The following is a 17,347-nucleotide window of genomic DNA, read 5'->3' as shown; positions in this document are numbered from 1 at the left end:
AACCGGCGATGCGGCGCGTTGCGCGGCGCATCGCCGGGCCGGGTCAGGCGGCAAAGACGAAAGGCACTCTCATGAATGATTTCAACGGCAAAGTCGTGATCGTCACCGGCGGCAGCTCCGGCATTGGCCGGGCCGCGGCACTGAGTTTTGCCGGCAAGGGGGCCAAGGTCGTCATCACGGGCCGCCGCGCGCAGGCCCTCAAGGAAGCGGCCGGAGACAATCCCAACATCGCCGGCATCGTCGCCGACGCGGCCAGGCCTGAAGATGCAGCGCGCACGGTCGCGAAGGCTGCCGAAACATGGGGCCGCGTCGATATACTGGTGAACAATGCCGGCGCCGGGGCCATTCTGCCGCTGGCCGACGCCAGCGCCGACCGCATCGGCCAGATCCTTGCCGTGAATGTCATCGGGCCCAGCCTGCTATCCGCAGCGGCGCTGCCCCACCTGATCGCAGCGAAGGGCGCCATCATCAATGTCTCGAGCACCTTCGGCCACAAGGCTGTCGCCGGACTCGGCCACTACGCCGCGAGCAAGGCGGCGCTCGAGCACCTCACCCGGTGCTGGGCTCTAGAACTCGCGCCTCATGGCATCCGCGTCAATGCCGTCGCGGCCGGGCCGACCGAGTCCGGGGCGCTGACGGGCATGATGGGGCTCTCGCGGCGGCAGGCGGCTGAGATCGAGGCGCAGGAGCGCGCACAAATTCCGCTCAAACGCCGTGGCAAGCCGGGCGACGTCGCCCGCTGGATCGTGCAGTTCGCTGATCCCGGCGCCGACTGGGTGACGGGGCAGGTAATCGCCATCGATGGCGGCCTGGCAGTCACCTAGGGCATCGTCTGCTCTGACGGGGCTGTCGGGCCGGGCCCGTTGCGGCGTTCTCGATGCGCCATCTCCGTCCTGCTGGCCGGCGACGGGCAAGCACGCGCTGCTTGCCGCGATCATGTCCCTCATATACCCTAAGGGGGTATCTGCCAAGGCCCCTGAGGATATAGAGAAGCCATGAACCCGACAGCCAAGAAATCCACGCTCGGCCGCCTCGGCCGAATCGAGGGCCAGGTGCGCGGCATCACCCGGATGATCGAGGAAGACCGCTACTGCATCGACGTCATTACCCAGCTCCAGGCGGTCAAGGCCGCGCTCAACCGGGTCGAGGATGAAGTCCTGCGCGATCATGTCGGTCATTGCGTCGCCCACGCGATCGAGAACGGCGACGAGGACGAGCGCCGCCGGAAGATCGACGAACTCATGGCCGTCGTGTCCCGTTCCCGTTAGCCGCCGGCCGAGCCGGCCTGGTTCTTGACCAGAGGCGGAAAGATGTCGGCGAATTCATCGGTGCTGTTGGTCCGGGGAAACGGCTCGTCGGGAATATCGGCGCCGAGAAACGAGCATAGCGGCTCCCAGCCATCGGCAACCTCGAACACCAGCAGACGATCGGGCGGGATGGTGCTTTTCACCGTCTTGATGTGATCGTTGAACACGGCGATCGCGTGATCGCGGTCCGCGAACCGGCCCCCGAACGTGTCTCCCAGGATCTTTTTCATCATGCCGGCGCGGTTTTCGTCGGGCGGCGACTCGGCGGCCCGCTTCATCATCTCCGGCGAGAAGATGGTGTTCTGGGTGCTTTCATACCAGCGGTCCGGATCGCGCACGCTGAGGACCACCTTGGCCGCCGGATAGGCAATCGCCAGTTCCTTCCAGTAGGAACAGCCCGGCCAATCGACCGTCGCGCGGTAGCCGGCGAAAACCTCGTCCCAGTCCACCGGCTCGTTGAACGCGGCCTTCTTCCAAAAGGCCGTGAAGTGCGGGTTCTTGAGCACTTCCATCATGTGATAGCAGGGTCCGAAGCCGATTTTCTCGAGCGCCAGCTTGAGAGACAGCGTGCCCGTGCGCCCGAAGCCCGCGCCGATGACGTCCAGTGCCATTCAGATTCCCCCCGTTCAAGTTTGACCGATGATGACGCCGCCGAGCTTAAGCGAAATTCCGGAGATGGCCTAAAGGGAACAACCACGGTGCAACGACCGGTCTGGTCCGGCCCCTGCACGGCCGGATCGCCTATCTCTCGCGCTCCGGCGTCAATCTGAGGGATGGCACAAGGCCCGGTTCGGTGCGGCCCGCATCGTCCAGCGGCGACGTAAGGATGAAATCGATCGGCGTGCCGTTCTCGGCGCTGCGGAAGATGATGGGCACGCCGCGGTCGTTCAGCCATGTCTCCTGCAATTGTTCGCCCTGGGCCGTAAAATGGCGGGTTGTCACCGCGACGCCCTGAACCGACACCGTCGCCGCCTCGCCGCCGGTGACCTGCGTGGGGATGATCTGCCCATTCTTCATCGACACGACCGACACCGTGCCGCGCTTGTTCAGTATCCAGGGATCGGATGGAGCGACACCAAGGGGCGCGTTTACGGCACCTGCGGGCGAGGTCACGACGAAATGATCGCCCTGCACTTCGCCGCTGACATCGGCACGCTTGCCGTTGACCACGGTTGTCGCCTGGAATGCCAGCAGCCGGCCACCGCGAAAGGTGACCGTGTAGTCACCCTCCTCCCGATGAACGACGATGCCGAGAATCCGCACGGCGACGCGCAAGCGGCTCTCGAGGCGCAGCGTTTCACCCGCCAGCGCAGCGCTCTTGGCATAGGTGCCGATCGCGCCATAGAGCGGATGGACGACGCGGTAGGTATAGACCCGCTCCTGCGCCAGCGCGGGACCGCCGCCGATCATCACGGCAAGAGCCGCAACCAGCATGAAAGACCATCGGCGCATCGGCTGTCCCTGTTCGAGCATGTCCTGCAGCGCGCTTGGGCGTAAGGTCCGGTAGAAGCAGCCAATGGCGCTACCGGTCCCGCCATTCGGTGGAAGCCCCCGCTGCCCCATGCTCGCCCCGCACGTCCGGAATGCCAAGGTGGTTTTACCGGCGTGGATGGGTGCCGGCGAGCCGCAGGTTCCGGACCGGCATCCTGCGCCTCATTCCCGATGCGCTTGGCATCCAGGCACTCGCCAGCGTTGCGCGGGTAACCCGCTCGCCCTTCAGGCGCATCGTTGACCGGGAATTCTGGGAATGAAAATGGCGGAGAGGGTGGGATTCGAACCCACGGTACGCTTGCACGCACAACGGTTTTCGAGACCGCCCCGATCGACCACTCCGGCACCTCTCCGCTGGGGTAGGCTGGTCTCGATGCGGCGGGAAACTAGCGACACGCAGAAGGAAAGTAAATGCCCGCGTTGGCCTGCCGCTCGTATTGACTTGAAAAGCCGAATCGCTATAGTGCGCGCTCTTCCGAGGGGGTCCGCCCCACCGGACACGGAATCCATGCACGGGGCCCGCCCCGCGGAAAGAGACGAGAAATGTTCGCAGTAATCAAGACGGGCGGCAAGCAGTACCGGGTCGCAGCCGGCGACGTGATCAAGGTCGAGAAGCTGGAAGGCGACGCGGGCGCCACCCTGAACTTTGGCGATGTGCTGGCCGTCGGCGAGGGTGACAACGTCACGCTCGGCGCCCCGATGGTCGAGGGCGCGTCGGTCACCGCCGAGGTGCTGGAGCAGTCCCGCGCCAAGAAGATCATCATCTTCAAGAAGAAGCGCCGCCAGAATTATCGCCGCAAGAACGGCCATCGCCAGCACCAGACCGTGCTGCGCATCACCGGCATTTCGGCCAGCTAAGCCCCAAGGAGCAGCACCCATGGCACATAAGAAAGCAGGCGGCAGCTCGCGCAACGGTCGCGATACCGCCGGTCGCCGTCTCGGCGTCAAGAAGTTCGGCGACGAGGCCGTCGTTGCCGGCAACATCATCATCCGCCAGCGCGGCACCAAGTGGCACCCGGGCGAGAACGTGGGCATGGGCAAGGACCACACCCTGTTCGCGCTGACGCCGGGCAAGGTGAAGTTTTACGTCGCCCGCGACGACCGTCAGTATGTGAGGGTCGAGCCGGCGAACTGACTATCGACACATGGTTGTCCGACCGAAGGGGGATGGATAACCATTCCCCTTTTTTCGTATTGGCCCCAGGCCCATCTAGCGACGCATGAAATTCCTCGACGAATGCAAGATCTACCTGCGCAGCGGCAACGGCGGTAACGGCGCCGTCGCCTTCCGGCGCGAGAAGTACATCGAGTTCGGCGGCCCCAATGGCGGCGACGGCGGCCGCGGCGGCGGCGTCTGGGTCGAGGCGGTCGACGGCCTCAACACCCTTATCGACTATCGCTACAAACAGCATTTCAAGGCCCAGGCCGGCGCACCCGGCGCCGGACAGGACCGTACCGGCCGCAACGGCAACGACGCGGTGCTGTACGTGCCGGTCGGCACCCAGGTGTTCGAGGACGACAAGGAAACGTTGCTGGCCGACATGACCGTGGTGGGCCAGCGCATCAAGCTGCTTACCGGCGGCAATGGCGGCTTCGGCAACGCCTATTTCAAAAGCTCGACCAACCGCGCCCCCCGGCACGCCAATCCCGGCCAGGACGGCACGGAGATGTGGGTGTGGCTGCGCCTCAAGCTGATCGCCGATGCCGGCCTCGTCGGCCTGCCCAACGCGGGCAAATCGTCGTTCCTCGCCGCCGTCTCGAGCGCCCGCCCCAAGATCGCAGATTATCCATTCACCACGCTGACGCCCAACCTGGGCGTGGTCGGCATCGATGCCAAGGAATTCGTCATGGCCGACATTCCCGGCCTGATCGCGGGCGCTTCGGAAGGGCATGGCCTGGGCACCCGGTTCCTTGGCCATGTGGAGCGTTGCGGCGTGCTGCTGCATCTGGTCGACGGCACGCAGGATGATGTGGCCGGCGCCTACAGAACCATCCGGCGCGAGCTGAAGCGCTACGACGAGGTGCTGGGCGACAAGAAGGAAATCGTCGGTCTCAACAAGATCGACGCGCTCACGCCCGAGCAGGTCGAGGAGAAGCTGGCGGCGCTGAAGAAAGTCAGCCGCAAGACTGTCTATCCCCTCTCGACGGCCAGCGGCGAAGGCGTGCAGACCGTACTCCGTGCGCTGTGGAAAGTGATCGAGAACCGCCGCAAGAGCGAAGCCGCGGCGGCCAACGCCCACGAAGAACCTTGGCGGCCCATCTAGGATCGCGGCCATGCAATACGATTTCAGCCGCGCACGGCGCATCGTCATCAAGATCGGCTCGGCAACACTCGTCGACCGGCGAACCGGCCTGCGCCGCGGCTGGCTTGCATCGCTGGCGGAGGACATCGTGGCGCTTCGGGCGCGCGGGACCCAGGTGGTCATCGTCTCTTCCGGCGCGGTGGCGCTGGGCTCGCCCCATCTGGGCCCCGAATTCAACCGGGCCCGGCTCGCCGACAGCCAGGCCGCCGCCGCCGTTGGCCAGATCAAGCTGGCGCACGCCTATCAGGAAACCATGCTGCGCCACGACATTACCGTGGCGCAGATCCTGCTGACCCTGGACGATACCGAGGTCCGCCGCCGCTATCTGAACGCCCGCGACACCATCGAGGCGCTGGTGCATCTGGGCGCCCTGCCCGTCATCAACGAAAACGACACCGTCGCCACCCACGAATTGCGCTACGGCGACAATGACCGCCTGGCCGCGCGCGTGGCGCAGATGATCTCGGCCGATTGCCTGGTCATCCTGTCGGATGTGGACGGGCTGTATTCCGCCGATCCCGGCCTCGATCCCGCCGCCACCCTGTTCCGCCACATTCCCCGCATCACACCCGAGATCGAGGAAATGGCGGGCGACACCAAGGCCGACGGCGTTGGCAGGGGCGGCATGGTGACCAAGATGGCCGCCGCCAGGATCGCGGTGCCCTCGGGGTGCCACGTGCTGATCGTCAATGGCGGGCCCGACCATCCCATCGGCCGCTACCGCGACACCGGCATCGGCACCTGGTTCGAGGCCCACGAGGCGCCGCTGACCGTGCGCAAGCAGTGGATCGCAGGCACCCTGCGGCCCACCTCCGTGCTGACGGTTGATTCGGGGGCCCAGGAGGCGCTGCGCCAGGGCAAGAGCCTGCTGGCGGCGGGTGTCTCCGACATCAGGGGCACGTTCGAACGCGGCGACACGGTGACCGTGCAGGACGCCGAAGGCCGCGATCTGGCGCGCGGGCTTGTCGCCTATTCAAGCGACGAGGCCCGCCGTATCATGGGCCGCCGGAGCGACGCCATCGAGGACGTACTGGGCTACAAGGGACGCGGGCCGCTGATCCACCGGGACCATCTGGTGCTGCTGCAGGAGACAAGACCATGACCGTCGCCGAAATGCGCACGCGCGACAGCGAGATCGATAGCGTCATGCAGACGCTGGGCACGGCGGCCAAGGATGCCGCCCGCCGGCTCGCCACCGTTCCGGCCGAACAGAAGAACGCGGCGCTGCGCTTTGCCGCCGAGGCGGTGCGCGCCCGCGCGGGCGAGCTGCTGGCGGCCAACGTCCGGGATCTGGCCTCGGCGAAGGAGCGGGGCCTGGGCAAGGCGCTGCTCGACCGCCTCACTCTGAACGAGGACCGCATCGAGGGCATGGCCAAGGGCCTGGACGAGGTGGCGGCACTCGCCGATCCGGTCGGCGAGACCATCGCCGAGTGGGACCGGCCCAACGGCCTGCATATCGCCCGCGTGCGCCAGCCGCTTGGCGTCATCGGCATCATCTATGAATCCCGTCCCAACGTGACCGCCGATGCTGGCGCGCTGGCGCTGAAGGCAGGCAACGCGGCCATCCTGCGCGGCGGCAGCGAAGCGGTGAACTCCAACCGGGCCATCATGGCATGCCTCGCCGAAGGCCTGGCCAAGGCCGGCCTGCCCGCCGCGTCTATCCAGCTGGTGCCCACCCAGGACCGCGCGGCCGTGGGCATCATGCTGGGCATGGCAGGCGTCATCGACGTCATCGTGCCCCGCGGTGGCCGCTCGCTGGTCGAGCGGGTGCAGAACGAGGCCAGGGTGCCGGTTTTCGCCCATCTCGACGGCATCTGCCACACCTATGTCCATTCGGCCGCCGACCTGGACATGGCCCGCAGGATCGTGCTCAACGCCAAGATGCGCCGTACCGGCATCTGCGGCGCCACCGAGTGCCTGCTGATCGACCGGGCGGTGCTCGGCACCCACCTCAAGCCCATCGTCGACGGGTTGATCGCCGCGGGCTGCGAGGTCCGGGGCGACGCCGAAGCGCGCAATGCCGATCCGCGCCTGGTGGCCGCCACCGAGGCCGATTGGGGCGTGGAGTTCCTTGATGCCATCATCGCCGTGCGCACTGTCGGCGGCATCGACGAGGCCATGGACCACATCGCCCGCTACGGCTCGAGCCACACCGAGGCGATCATTACCGAGGACAACGCCGCAGCCGCCCGTTTCCTGAACGAGGTCGGCTCCGCCATTCTGCTGCACAACGCCTCGACCCAGTTCGCGGATGGCGGTGAGTTCGGCATGGGCGCCGAGATGGGGATTTCCACGGGCAAGATGCACGCGCGCGGTCCGGTCGGCGTGGAACAGCTCACCACCTTCAAATATGTGGTTCGGGGTGACGGCCAGACACGTCCCTGAACCGCGCCCGATCAACCCGCTGTCGCCAATCTGGCGCGAGCGGCGTGTCGGCTTGCTGGGCGGCTCGTTCAACCCGGCCCACCGGGCGCATCTGCTTGTCAGCCAGACAGCGCTCGTCCGGCTGGGGCTCGACGAAGTGTGGTGGCTGGTGTCGCCGCAGAACCCGCTGAAATCCACCGACGACATGGCGCCGCAAGCCGACCGTCTTGCCGAGGCGCGGCGTGTCGCGGCCGGGCGGCGCATCAGGCCCACCGACATCGAATCGGCGCTCGGCACCCGTTTCACCGTCGATACCCTCGCCGCCTTGCGCCGGCGCTTCCCGCTGACTCGCTTCGTCTGGTTGATGGGAGCCGATAATTTACAGCAGGTTAGCCGCTGGAAGCGCTGGCCCGATATCTTCCAGCTCGCCCCAGTTGCGATTTTCGGCCGGCCAAACTATTCTTTGACGGCAATGTCCAGCACGGCGGCGAAAAGATTCGGCACGCGGCGCATCCCGGTGGAGCGTGCGCGCGACTTGGCGGGGATGGCTCCCCCGGCATGGACCTTCATCCATTTAGGGCATGAACCCACCTCGGCGACCGCCATCCGCGCGGCCCGGCGTGCCCACAACAGGAGCAGTGTAGATTAGTACACAGCAGCGACCGGCTTCCAGCGACCCGCTATTGTCGCTGATACAGAAGTCACTTGATGACGATCAGGCATCCGAAATCGTCACCATCGACCTCCGAGGCAAGACCAGTCTGGCCGACTACATGCTGATCGCCTCGGGGCGTTCGGCCCGTCATGTCACGGCTGTCGCCGAGCATCTGGGCGAGAATTTACGCTCCAGCGGCCATCGGCATTTCCAGATCGAAGGCCTGCCGGCCGCCGACTGGGTGCTGATCGACGCCGGCGACGTGATCGTCCATCTGTTCCGCCCGGAAGTGCGCTCGTTCTACAATCTGGAAAAGATGTGGTCGCCCGCGCTGATCGACGAGCTCGAAACCGCGTCCTAAGCCTTCCATGAACCTGGCAATGCTTGCGGTCGGCCGCGCCAAACACGGCGCGGAGCGCGATCTTTTCGAGGATTACCGCAAGCGGCTGCCCTGGAAACTCGACCTGATCGAGGTCGAGGAGAAGCGGCCGCTGGACGCCGCAACCCTGCGCCAACGCGAGGCCGAGCTTCTGCTGGGCAAGGTGCCCGATGGCGCGCTTGTCGTCGCCCTCGACCAGCGCGGACAGGTCATCACCAGCGAGCGGCTGTCGCAGCGGTTGATCGCCTGGCGAGATGCCGGAAAATCCCGCGTCTGCTTCCTTATCGGCGGCGCCACCGGACATGGTGACGCGGTGCGCGAACGGGCGGATTTCCTGTTTTCATTGGGCAATTTGACATGGCCGCATATGCTGGTACGCGCTATGTTGGCCGAGCAATTGTACCGGGCGTGGAGCATATCGGCGAACCACCCCTACCACCGGGCCGGCTGACGCCTATCTTCGGTAACGAACGATCCTTGAAAGAATGATGACCAAAACGACCCCTTCTGCGATCCGGCAGCCGCGTCCCGCCGTTCTGTGCATCCTGGACGGCTGGGGGCATCGGACCGAGCGCGAAAACAACGCCTTCCTGCTGGCGCGCACGCCCAACCTGACCCGGCTGCTCGAGACCGAGCCCCACGCCCTGCTCGACACGTCCGGCGAGGCGGTCGGCCTGCCGGAGGGTCAGATGGGCAATTCGGAAGTGGGCCACATGAATCTGGGTGGCGGCCGCGTGCTGGTGCAGGATCTGCCCAGGATCGATGTGGCCATCACCAACGGCTCGCTGGCATGCAATGCGCTGCTGTGCGGCGGCATCGCACGGGTGAAGCAGTCGGGCGGCACGTTCCATGTCATGGGCCTGCTGTCGCCGGGCGGCGTACATTCCCATCAGGACCATCTGATTGCGCTGGCCAGAATCATCAGCGCCGCGGGCGTGCCGGTGATGTTGCACGGCTTCATGGACGGCCGCGATACCCCGCCCTCGAGCGGCCGGGAGTTCGCCGCCGAAGTCGAGGCCGCCATTGCACCGCTGGACAATGTGCGCTTTGGCACCGTGAGCGGCCGATTCTACGCCATGGACCGCGACAAGCGCTGGGACCGGGTCGAGAAGGCCTATGCGGCACTGGTGCGCGGCGAGGGCGAACGCGCGGCCACGGTGGACGCGGCCATTGCCGCCAGCTACGAGGCCGGCGTGACCGACGAATTCATGCTGCCTGCCGCGATCGGCGATTATCAGGGCATGAAGGAAGGCGACGGGCTGATCATGGCGAATTTCCGCGCCGACCGGGCACGCGAAATCCTCACCGCCCTTGTCGACCCCGCCTTCGATGGCTTCGACCGGCACCCGCTGGTTGGGTTCGCGTCGATTCTTGGCATGGTGGAATATTCCTCGGCACTCAGCCCGTTCGTGCCGGCCCTGTTCCCGGCACAGAAGGTATCGAACACGCTGGGCGAGGTCGTGTCGAAGGCCGGGCTGCACCAGCTGCGCATCGCCGAAACCGAGAAATACGCCCACGTCACGTTCTTCTTCAACGGCGGCGAAGAGGCGGTGTTCGAAAATGAAGACCGCATCCTGGTGCCCTCGCCCAAGGTCGCCACCTACGACCTCAAGCCAGAAATGTCCGCTGAAGAGGTGACCGATCGCCTCGTCGAGGCCATCGCCGGCGGCCGCTATGACCTGATCGTGGTCAACTTCGCCAATCCCGACATGGTCGGTCACACCGGCATCCTGTCTGCCGCCATCAAGGCCATGGAAGCCGTCGATACCGCGGTCGGCAGACTCGACGCAGCGGTCCGCGCCAGCGGCGGCGTGCTGCTGATCACCGCCGACCACGGCAATCTGGAAATGATGTCCGATCCGGAATCAGGCGAAGCCTTTACCCAGCACACCACCTTCCAGGTCCCCGTGGTGCTGTCCAATGCCGGCCATGTGGCCCTGCATGACGGCGTCCTCGCCGATGTGGCGCCCACCATGCTGGCGTTGATGGGCCTGGAGCAGCCCGCCGAAATGACCGGTCGCCCGCTCATCGACATGCCGCGGGAGGCCCGTGCGCGCGCCTGACATTGCCCGCGCCGCCGGCCTCGCGGCCGCCATGACGCTCGCCGCGTCGACGGCGACCTATGCGGCCAGGGACAAGGACGGTGCGCAGGACCAGCTCAAGTCCATCCGCCAGGAACTGGACGAGGCCGCGACCAAGAAAAAGCAGCTCGAAAAGCAGGCCGACTCGCTCCGGCGGGAGGAGCGCAAGTTGTCGGTCGCCCTGGTCGAGGCCGCCGCCCGGACCCGGGCGCATGAAGCCCGCATCCAGGGCCTCGAGGACGAGCTCGCCAGCCTGAAGGTGCAGGAAGAAGACGCGGCGCAAACCCTGCGCCGGAAATCGACCGACCTGGCATCGTCGCTGGCCGCCATGCAGCGCCTGTCGCGCCAGCCCACAGCAGCGCTGGTGCTGCGCCCGGCCAGCGTGGAAGACACCGCCCGCACCGCCATCGTGCTCGACCGGGTGCGGGACGCGTTGCTCGATCAGGCCGCCGACCTGCGCCTCCGGATGGGCGAGCTGCAGGCATTGCGCGGCGACATCGAGGTCCAGCAGGCCGCGCTGAAAACCGAACTGGAGGAGTTATCCGCGCGCCAGATGGACGTGGACCGCCTGCTTGCAGAGAAAAAGGCCAATCGAAGCGCCACCGAAAGCCAGGCCCGCAAGGAAGCCGACCGGGCGCGCAAGCTGGCCAAGGACGCCAAGTCCATCGAAGCCCTGTTGAAGAAGCTGGAAGACGAAGCCCGCAAGGAGCGCGAGCGGCAGAAGGCGCTCAAACGGAAGCCGCCGGAAGGCCCGTCCTTCTCTGGCGCCGAGGGCAAGCTGCCGCTGCCGGTGCAGGGCAGGATTATTCGCCGCTTCCAGGAAAAGGACGATCTTACCAGCCGGGAATCGAACGGCATCTATGTGGAATCGCGCGCCACCGCGCAGGTGATCGCGCCCCATGACGGCAAGGTGGTTTTCGCAGGGCCATTCCGCGACTATGGGCAGCTATTGATCATCGATCACGGCGAAGGATATCATACGCTTCTCGCGGGTATGGGCCACATCGACGCCACCGTGTCGCAGTGGGTGCTCGCCGGAGAGCCCGTTGGGCAGATGGGATCCGAACGCGCGGGATCTGCGCGTGACTCCAAACCACGACTATATATTGAATTGCGGCGCAACGGCCGCTCGATCAATCCGCTGCCATGGCTGGCGGGCCGGTGACTAGAAAGGTGTGTGGATGAACTCCAAGCTGCTTACCCGGATCGGCCTGACGGCCATTGCCGGCGTCGTGATCGCGACCGCCGGGCTGTCGTCCACGCACGCCGCGGACCGGTCGGAAACTTACCGTCAGCTCAACCTGTTCAGCGATGTCTTCACCCGTATCCGCGCCAATTACGTAGAAGAGGTCGACGACAAGAACATGATCGAGTCGGCCATCAACGGCATGCTCACCTCGCTCGATCCGCATTCCAGCTACATGAATGCCGAGAGCTTCGAGGACATGCAGGTCCAGACCAAGGGCGAATTCGGCGGCCTCGGCATCGAGGTCACCATGGAGAACGGCCTGGTCAAGGTGATCTCGCCGATCGACGGCACGCCCGCCGACAAGGCCGGAGTCCAGGCCGGCGACTATATCACCGCACTCGATGGCGAGCAGGTCATGGGCCTGACCCTGTCCGAGGCCGTCGACAAGATGCGCGGCGCGCCCGGCGCGAAGATCGTCGTGTCCATTGCCCGGCGCGGCGAGCAGGCACAGTTCGACCTGGAGATCATCCGCGACATCATCAAGATCAAGTCGGTGAAGTCACGGGTCGAGGGTGACAGCGGCTATATCCGTATTTCGAGTTTCAACGAGCAGACCGAACCCGGCCTGAAGAAGGCGCTGGGCGAGATCAAGAAGGAACTGGGTCCCAAGCTCAACGGCCTGGTGCTCGACCTGCGCAACAATCCCGGCGGCTTGCTCGACCAGGCCGTCGCCGTCGGCGATGCCTTCCTCGACCACGGCGAGGTGGTGCAGACCCGCGGCCGCGATGCGCAGGACGTGCAGCGCTATCACGCCCATCGCGGCGACAGCCTGAATGGCCTGCCGATGATCGTTCTGATCAATGGCGGCTCGGCGTCCGCGTCGGAGATTGTCGCCGGCGCGCTGCAGGACTATCACCGCGCCATCATCGTCGGCACCAAGTCGTTCGGCAAAGGCTCGGTCCAGACCATCATCCCGCTGGGCCAGGGGAACGGCGCCATGCGGCTGACCACGGCGCGCTATTTCACCCCGTCGGGCCGGTCGATCCAGGCCGAGGGCATCGAACCTGACATCCTGATCGAGCAGGCCAGGATCGAGAAGGTCGCCACGTCGGCGCGGAGCGGCCCGACCCGCACCGAGGCCTCGCTGCGCGGTCACCTGGAAAACCCGAACGGCAAAAAGGACGACAAGAAGGACGGGGCCAAGAAGGACGAGAAGAAGGCCCCGCCCAAGCCTGTGGCGCCAGTGGTCGAGGAGGAAGAGGAGGCACCGCTGCCGCCCATGGACATCAAGGACAAGGACGGCAAGAAAAGCGACGCCGACGAGGCCGAGGACGACTATCAGCTGGCCTATGCGCTGGACCTGATCAAGGGCCTGGCGCTGACCCAGAAGAAGCCTGCAGCCGCTGCCGAGTAATCCCATGGCCGCGCCCACAGCCTATCGTCCCAATGTGGGCGTGATCCTGGTCAACCGGGACGGCCTGGTGTTCGTGGCCGCGCGCCTCGACAACCCGGCGGATGCCTGGCAGATGCCGCAAGGCGGCATCGACAAGGACGAGGACCCGCGCGTGGCCGCGCTGCGCGAGCTGGAAGAGGAGATCGGCACCGGCAAGGCCGAGATCGTCGCCGAAAGCGAGGGCTGGCACGAATACGACCTGCCGCCCGAACTGGTCGGCAGGATGTGGGGCGGCAAGTACCGGGGCCAGAAGCAGAAATGGTTCGTGATGCGGTTCCTTGGCAAGGACAAGGACATCGACATCCACACCAAGCATCCCGAGTTCCGCGACTGGAAATGGGTGCCGTTCGAGCAGGTTCCCGACCTGATCGTACCGTTCAAGCGCGACCTCTATCAGGAACTGCTGGCAACCTTCGGAGAGGTTGTGAAGGGGATAGGAACCGGGGCTTAAGCGGGCGCCAGCCGGCCCAGCTTCTTCTGCTTGCGGCGCATCAGGTGCCAGGCGACAGGAAGGCTGACCTTCACCACCGGGCTGGCGGTGTTGAAGCCGACGGCGCGCAGCATCATCCGGACGCCCTTCTCCACATGCGCGCGGCTGTAGAGGCCATATGCGCCGGTTTCATAGGCAGCGGCGCAACGGTCCCGGTCATAGGGCTCGCGGCTCACCGGGGCGATATTGGCCGCATAATAGGCATAGCCGAATTCGTCGTCGCCGACCTCGGCGATGCGCTCGCCCAGAATCTTCAGCCGCGCCATGCGGGTAATGCTGTCACCGCGTGCGTCATAGGCATCGAGATAGCTGCGGAACAGCTTGTAGTGGCGCACCTCGTCGGCGGCGATGTTGCGGGCGATCTGCTTCAGCACCGGCTCGCTGGCCGTGTCGTGCATGGCGGAATAGAACGATGTGGTCCCGCTTTCGACGATACAGCGCGCGAACAGCTCACCGGGCCTGGAGCCGCGGGTCGACTGGGCGCTGTCGAGCGGCACCTGCTGGTAGCCGGCGCGGAAGGTCGCCAGCGCCGCGTCGAGGTCATAGTCCGGATCGGCGAGCGATGCCCAACGGGCAAGCGCCCTGCCGTGCTGGACTTCCTCATCGCCCCACAGGCGCACCGCATCGCACAGCGCAGTGTCGCCGTGGAACACGTTACAGAGATAGGTGACGTAATCGGGCGCGTTGGCCTCGACCAGCGAGGCGGCCTTGATGGTCGCGACCAGCTGCCGGTCCACCAGATCCGGGCGAAACGCACGCCAGTCGATATCGTCGAGCGTCCAATACCGGCTCATGCCACCCCGTTTCGCTGATGCTGGCGGAATTGCAGGCTATTCTACGGCGCTGAGCAATTCGTTCAAGCTGTCATGCACCTGCTGGGCGTTGGCGCGCTCCAGATCGGTCTTGGCCAGGGTGATATCCTCGGCAGCGTCGCGCACCTGCTGGGCCAGATCGGCGCGATCCACCTCGGCGAGGTTGGTCGCATGCTCGGCCAGCAGGGTCACCCGCTCCGCCGTGACGTCGACGAAGCCGCCGCGCACGAAGATACGGGTAGTGGGCGCGGCGCCCCAGGTTTCATAGACATCGACGACGGCCGGACGCACGGTGGAGATCACCGGCATGTGGCCGGGCATCACCGTGAAGTCGCCTTCACCGCCGGGCACCATCACTGCCTCGACGTCCGCCGACATCAGCAGGCGGTCGGGTGAGACCAGTTCGAATGCAATTCTGTCTGCCATGGTGCTCTCCGGCGCCTGTTATCAGGCCGCTTCCGCCGCCATGCGTTCGGCCTTGGCAACCGCTTCCTCGATGGCGCCGACCATGTAGAAGGCGGCCTCGGGAAGATGATCGTACTCGCCGGAAACCAGCGCCTTGAAACCCTTGATGGTGTCTTCGATGGACACCAGCTTGCCCGGCGAACCGGTGAAGATCTCGGCCACGTGGAACGGCTGGCTAAGGAAACGCTGGATCTTGCGGGCGCGGGTAACGGTCAGCTTGTCGTCTTCCGACAGCTCGTCCATGCCCAGGATGGCGATGATGTCCTGCAGGTTCTTGTAGCGCTGCAGGGTTTCCTGGACGCGGCGGGCGACCTGGTAATGCTCGTCGCCGACGACGCGCGGATCGAGAATGCGCGAGGTGGAATCGAGCGGATCCACGGCCGGGTAGATGCCCAGCTCGGCGATCGAGCGCGACAGCACGGTGGTCGCGTCAAGATGGGCGAACGAAGCGGCCGGCGCCGGATCGGTCAGATCGTCGGCGGGAACGTAAATGGCCTGCACCGAGGTGATCGAGCCCTTGTCGGTGGTGGTGATGCGCTCCTGCATGGAGCCCATGTCCGTCGCCAGGGTCGGCTGATAACCCACGGCCGACGGGATGCGGCCCAGCAGGGCCGACACTTCCGAACCCGCCTGGGTAAAGCGGAAGATGTTGTCGACGAAGAACAGCACGTCCTGGCCTTCGACATCGCGGAAATATTCGGCGATGGTCAGGCCCGACAGGGCAACACGGGCACGGGCGCCCGGCGGCTCGTTCATCTGGCCGAACACCAGGGCCACCTTGGAGCCTTCCGGCGTCGCATTGCCGTCGGCATCCTTGGCGATGACGCCGGCTTCGAGGAATTCGTGATAGAGATCGTTGCCTTCGCGGGTGCGCTCGCCGACGCCGGCGAACACCGACGTGCCGCCATGCGCCTTGGCGATGTTGTTGATCAGCTCCTGGATGAGCACGGTCTTGCCCACGCCGGCGCCGCCGAACAGGCCGATCTTGCCGCCCTTGGCGTAGGGTGCCAGAAGATCGACGACCTTGATGCCGGTCACGAGGATTTCGGTTTCGGTCGACTGGTTGACGAAGGCCGGCGCCTGGGCGTGGATCGGCGACCGCGTGACCGCGTTGATCGGGCCGCGCTCGTCCACCGGCTCGCCGATGACGTTCATGATGCGCCCCAGGGTCTGCGGACCGACGGGCACCGAGATCGGCGCGCCGGTGCTGGCAACGGCCTGGCCGCGGACCAGACCGTCCGTGGTGTCCATGGCGATGGTGCGGACCGTCGATTCACCCAGATGCTGGGCGACCTCGAGAACCACGCGATTGCCATGGTTGTCCGTCTCCAGCGCGCTCAGGATGGCGGGCAGTTCGCCCTCGAACTGAACGTCGACGACGGCGCCGATAACCTGGGTAATCTTGCCGGTGGTATTGATAGTCATGGTCTAGCTCCCATAGACGGGGTCTAAAGCGCTTCGGCGCCCGAGATGATTTCGATCAGTTCCGTCGTAATGACGGCCTGCCTGGTCCGGTTGTAGGTCAACGTCAATCCGTTGATCAGGTCCCCGGCGTTGCGTGTGGCGTTGTCCATGGCCGACATGCGCGCGCCCTGTTCGGACGCGGCATTCTCAAGCAAGGCACGGAGCACCTGGACGGCGAGATTGCGCGGCAGCAATTCGCGCAGAATGGTCTCTTCGTCCGGCTCGAACTCGTAGACGGCAAGGCCAAGTCCCTCGTTCAGCGACGCCGCGCCATCGGCGAGAACCGGAATTTGCGCGGGAATGAGCTGAACCTCGGTAACGATCTGCTCGATCACCGACTGGAAGCGGTTGTAGAACAGCGAGCAAACGTCGAATTCACCGGCATCGAACATGGCCAGGATGCGCTCGGCAACCGGCAGCGCCTGGGCGAAACCGATCTGGCGCAGCCCCGGGAATTCAAAGCCTTCGACGAACAACTTGCCGTAGTTGCGGCGCAGCTGGACCGCACCCTTGCGGCCGACGGGGAGGATCTTCACCGTCTTGCCCTGCCGCTTCAGTGCCTCGATCTTCACGATCGCCGCCCGAACGATGGACGAGTTGAAGGCGCCGCACAGGCCGCGCTCGGCGGTGGCGACCACGATCAGGTGCACTTCGTCGCGGCCGTTGCCGACGAGAAGCTGCGGCGCACCCGGCTGGTTCATCAGCGAACCGGCCAGCGAGGCAAGCACCTTTTCCATGCGCTGGGCATAGGGGCGTCCCGCTTCCACCGCTTCCTGGGCGCGGCGCAGCTTGGATGCCGCCACCATCTGCATGGCGCGTGTGATCTTCTGCGTCGACTTGACGCTGTTGATCCTGTTCCTCAGGTCCTTGAGGCTAGCCATTCATTCAGTCCCG

The 17,347-nt window shown here is 65.6% G+C and carries 21 protein-coding genes and 1 tRNA gene; 15 read left to right on the top strand and 7 right to left on the bottom strand.

All coding sequences use genetic code 11. The annotated features are described in order from the left end of the window. Positions 1 to 71 precede the first annotated feature (71 nt). Entirely contained in the window at positions 72 to 824 is a 753-nt protein-coding gene (locus tag WJU21_RS11435; RefSeq protein WP_346323565.1) for an SDR family oxidoreductase, read from the top strand. Between the two features lie 171 nt (positions 825 to 995). Then, positions 996 to 1,268, top strand: a complete 273-nt coding sequence (locus WJU21_RS11430; protein WP_346323564.1) for a metal-sensitive transcriptional regulator — start codon at positions 996 to 998, stop codon at positions 1,266 to 1,268. Here WJU21_RS11430 and WJU21_RS11425 read toward each other — a convergent pair. Both WJU21_RS11425 and WJU21_RS11420 read right to left on the bottom strand, forming a co-directional pair. Continuing rightward, positions 1,265 to 1,918, bottom strand: coding sequence for a sulfotransferase family protein (locus tag WJU21_RS11425; protein ID WP_346323563.1), 654 nt, complete (start codon positions 1,916 to 1,918; stop codon positions 1,265 to 1,267). The two genes, WJU21_RS11430 and WJU21_RS11425, sit on opposite strands and share 4 nt — an antisense overlap. A gap of 130 nt (positions 1,919 to 2,048) precedes the next feature. Continuing rightward, positions 2,049 to 2,759, bottom strand: a complete 711-nt coding sequence (locus WJU21_RS11420; RefSeq protein ID WP_346323562.1) for a DUF6134 family protein — start codon at positions 2,757 to 2,759, stop codon at positions 2,049 to 2,051. 161 nt (positions 2,760 to 2,920) lie between these two features. Here WJU21_RS11420 and WJU21_RS11415 point away from each other — a divergent pair, with 161 nt between their 5' ends. Beyond that, a complete protein-coding gene (locus WJU21_RS11415) occupies positions 2,921 to 3,058 on the top strand; it encodes a hypothetical protein (RefSeq protein ID WP_346323561.1) in 138 nt (45 codons plus the stop codon). A gap of 3 nt (positions 3,059 to 3,061) precedes the next feature. Here the strand turns inward: WJU21_RS11415 and WJU21_RS11410 are convergent. Continuing rightward, positions 3,062 to 3,151: transfer RNA gene (locus WJU21_RS11410), tRNA-Ser, on the bottom strand. A 190-nt stretch (positions 3,152 to 3,341) separates the two neighbouring features. Between WJU21_RS11410 and rplU the strand changes: the two genes are divergently transcribed. The 12 genes from rplU to WJU21_RS11350 all read left to right on the top strand — a co-directional run bounded on the left by rplU (position 3,342) and on the right by WJU21_RS11350 (position 13,673). Beyond that, complete coding sequence (gene rplU, locus WJU21_RS11405; protein ID WP_346323560.1) at positions 3,342 to 3,656, top strand: 50S ribosomal protein L21; 315 nt, start codon at positions 3,342 to 3,344, stop codon at positions 3,654 to 3,656. A gap of 19 nt (positions 3,657 to 3,675) precedes the next feature. Next, positions 3,676 to 3,933, top strand: a complete 258-nt coding sequence (gene rpmA / locus WJU21_RS11400; protein ID WP_346323559.1) for a 50S ribosomal protein L27 — start codon at positions 3,676 to 3,678, stop codon at positions 3,931 to 3,933. Between the two features lie 85 nt (positions 3,934 to 4,018). Then, the gene (gene obgE, locus WJU21_RS11395; protein WP_346323558.1) at positions 4,019 to 5,062 is read left to right on the top strand and encodes a GTPase ObgE; all 1,044 of its coding nucleotides are present in this window, start codon (positions 4,019 to 4,021) and stop codon (positions 5,060 to 5,062) included. A gap of 10 nt (positions 5,063 to 5,072) precedes the next feature. Continuing rightward, positions 5,073 to 6,203 carry a glutamate 5-kinase gene (gene proB, locus WJU21_RS11390; protein ID WP_346323557.1) on the top strand — a complete coding sequence of 377 codons (1,131 nt, stop codon included), beginning with the start codon at positions 5,073 to 5,075 and terminating at the stop codon, positions 6,201 to 6,203. After that, a complete protein-coding gene (locus WJU21_RS11385) occupies positions 6,200 to 7,486 on the top strand; it encodes a glutamate-5-semialdehyde dehydrogenase (protein ID WP_346323556.1) in 1,287 nt (428 codons plus the stop codon). Before proB ends, WJU21_RS11385 begins: the two co-directional genes overlap by 4 nt. Beyond that, a complete protein-coding gene (locus WJU21_RS11380) occupies positions 7,464 to 8,114 on the top strand; it encodes a nicotinate-nucleotide adenylyltransferase (protein ID WP_346323555.1) in 651 nt (216 codons plus the stop codon). The genes WJU21_RS11385 and WJU21_RS11380 overlap by 23 nt, the downstream gene beginning before the upstream one ends. Then, positions 8,110 to 8,481, top strand: a complete 372-nt coding sequence (gene rsfS, locus WJU21_RS11375) for a ribosome silencing factor (RefSeq protein ID WP_346324056.1) — start codon at positions 8,110 to 8,112, stop codon at positions 8,479 to 8,481. The genes WJU21_RS11380 and rsfS overlap by 5 nt, the downstream gene beginning before the upstream one ends. A 7-nt stretch (positions 8,482 to 8,488) precedes the next feature. Then, positions 8,489 to 8,950 (top strand): 23S rRNA (pseudouridine(1915)-N(3))-methyltransferase RlmH, encoded by a 462-nt coding sequence (gene rlmH / locus WJU21_RS11370; RefSeq protein WP_346323554.1) that lies wholly within the window; start codon positions 8,489 to 8,491, stop codon positions 8,948 to 8,950. A 37-nt stretch (positions 8,951 to 8,987) separates the two neighbouring features. Continuing rightward, complete coding sequence (gene gpmI / locus WJU21_RS11365; RefSeq protein WP_346323553.1) at positions 8,988 to 10,562, top strand: 2,3-bisphosphoglycerate-independent phosphoglycerate mutase; 1,575 nt, start codon at positions 8,988 to 8,990, stop codon at positions 10,560 to 10,562. Further along, positions 10,549 to 11,745: a peptidoglycan DD-metalloendopeptidase family protein gene (locus WJU21_RS11360; RefSeq protein ID WP_346323552.1), complete on the top strand. Its 1,197-nt coding sequence runs from the start codon at positions 10,549 to 10,551 to the stop codon at positions 11,743 to 11,745. Before gpmI ends, WJU21_RS11360 begins: the two co-directional genes overlap by 14 nt. Positions 11,746 to 11,761: 16 nt before the next feature. Further along, a complete protein-coding gene (locus WJU21_RS11355) occupies positions 11,762 to 13,183 on the top strand; it encodes a S41 family peptidase (RefSeq protein ID WP_346323551.1) in 1,422 nt (473 codons plus the stop codon). Between the two features lie 4 nt (positions 13,184 to 13,187). Continuing rightward, a complete protein-coding gene (locus WJU21_RS11350; RefSeq protein ID WP_346323550.1) occupies positions 13,188 to 13,673 on the top strand; it encodes an RNA pyrophosphohydrolase in 486 nt (161 codons plus the stop codon). Here the strand turns inward: WJU21_RS11350 and WJU21_RS11345 are convergent. The 4 genes from WJU21_RS11345 to WJU21_RS11330 are packed head-to-tail and all read right to left on the bottom strand — an operon-like array spanning position 13,670 to position 17,334. After that, positions 13,670 to 14,506 carry a ferritin-like domain-containing protein gene (locus WJU21_RS11345; RefSeq protein WP_346323549.1) on the bottom strand — a complete coding sequence of 279 codons (837 nt, stop codon included), beginning with the start codon at positions 14,504 to 14,506 and terminating at the stop codon, positions 13,670 to 13,672. The two genes, WJU21_RS11350 and WJU21_RS11345, sit on opposite strands and share 4 nt — an antisense overlap. Before the next feature lie 36 nt (positions 14,507 to 14,542). After that, positions 14,543 to 14,950, bottom strand: coding sequence for a F0F1 ATP synthase subunit epsilon (locus WJU21_RS11340; RefSeq protein WP_346323548.1), 408 nt, complete (start codon positions 14,948 to 14,950; stop codon positions 14,543 to 14,545). Between the two features lie 21 nt (positions 14,951 to 14,971). Next, entirely contained in the window at positions 14,972 to 16,414 is a 1,443-nt protein-coding gene (gene atpD, locus WJU21_RS11335; RefSeq protein WP_346323547.1) for a F0F1 ATP synthase subunit beta, read from the bottom strand. 23 nt (positions 16,415 to 16,437) lie between these two features. Further along, complete coding sequence (locus WJU21_RS11330) at positions 16,438 to 17,334, bottom strand: F0F1 ATP synthase subunit gamma (RefSeq protein ID WP_346323546.1); 897 nt, start codon at positions 17,332 to 17,334, stop codon at positions 16,438 to 16,440. Between the last annotated feature and the right edge of the window lie 13 nt (positions 17,335 to 17,347).

Origin of the sequence: Emcibacter sp. SYSU 3D8 (assembly GCF_039655875.1) — a bacterium.
Lineage (GTDB): Bacteria > Pseudomonadota > Alphaproteobacteria > SMXS01 > SMXS01 > RI-34.
This window is presented reverse-complemented; position numbering and strand designations above follow the sequence as displayed.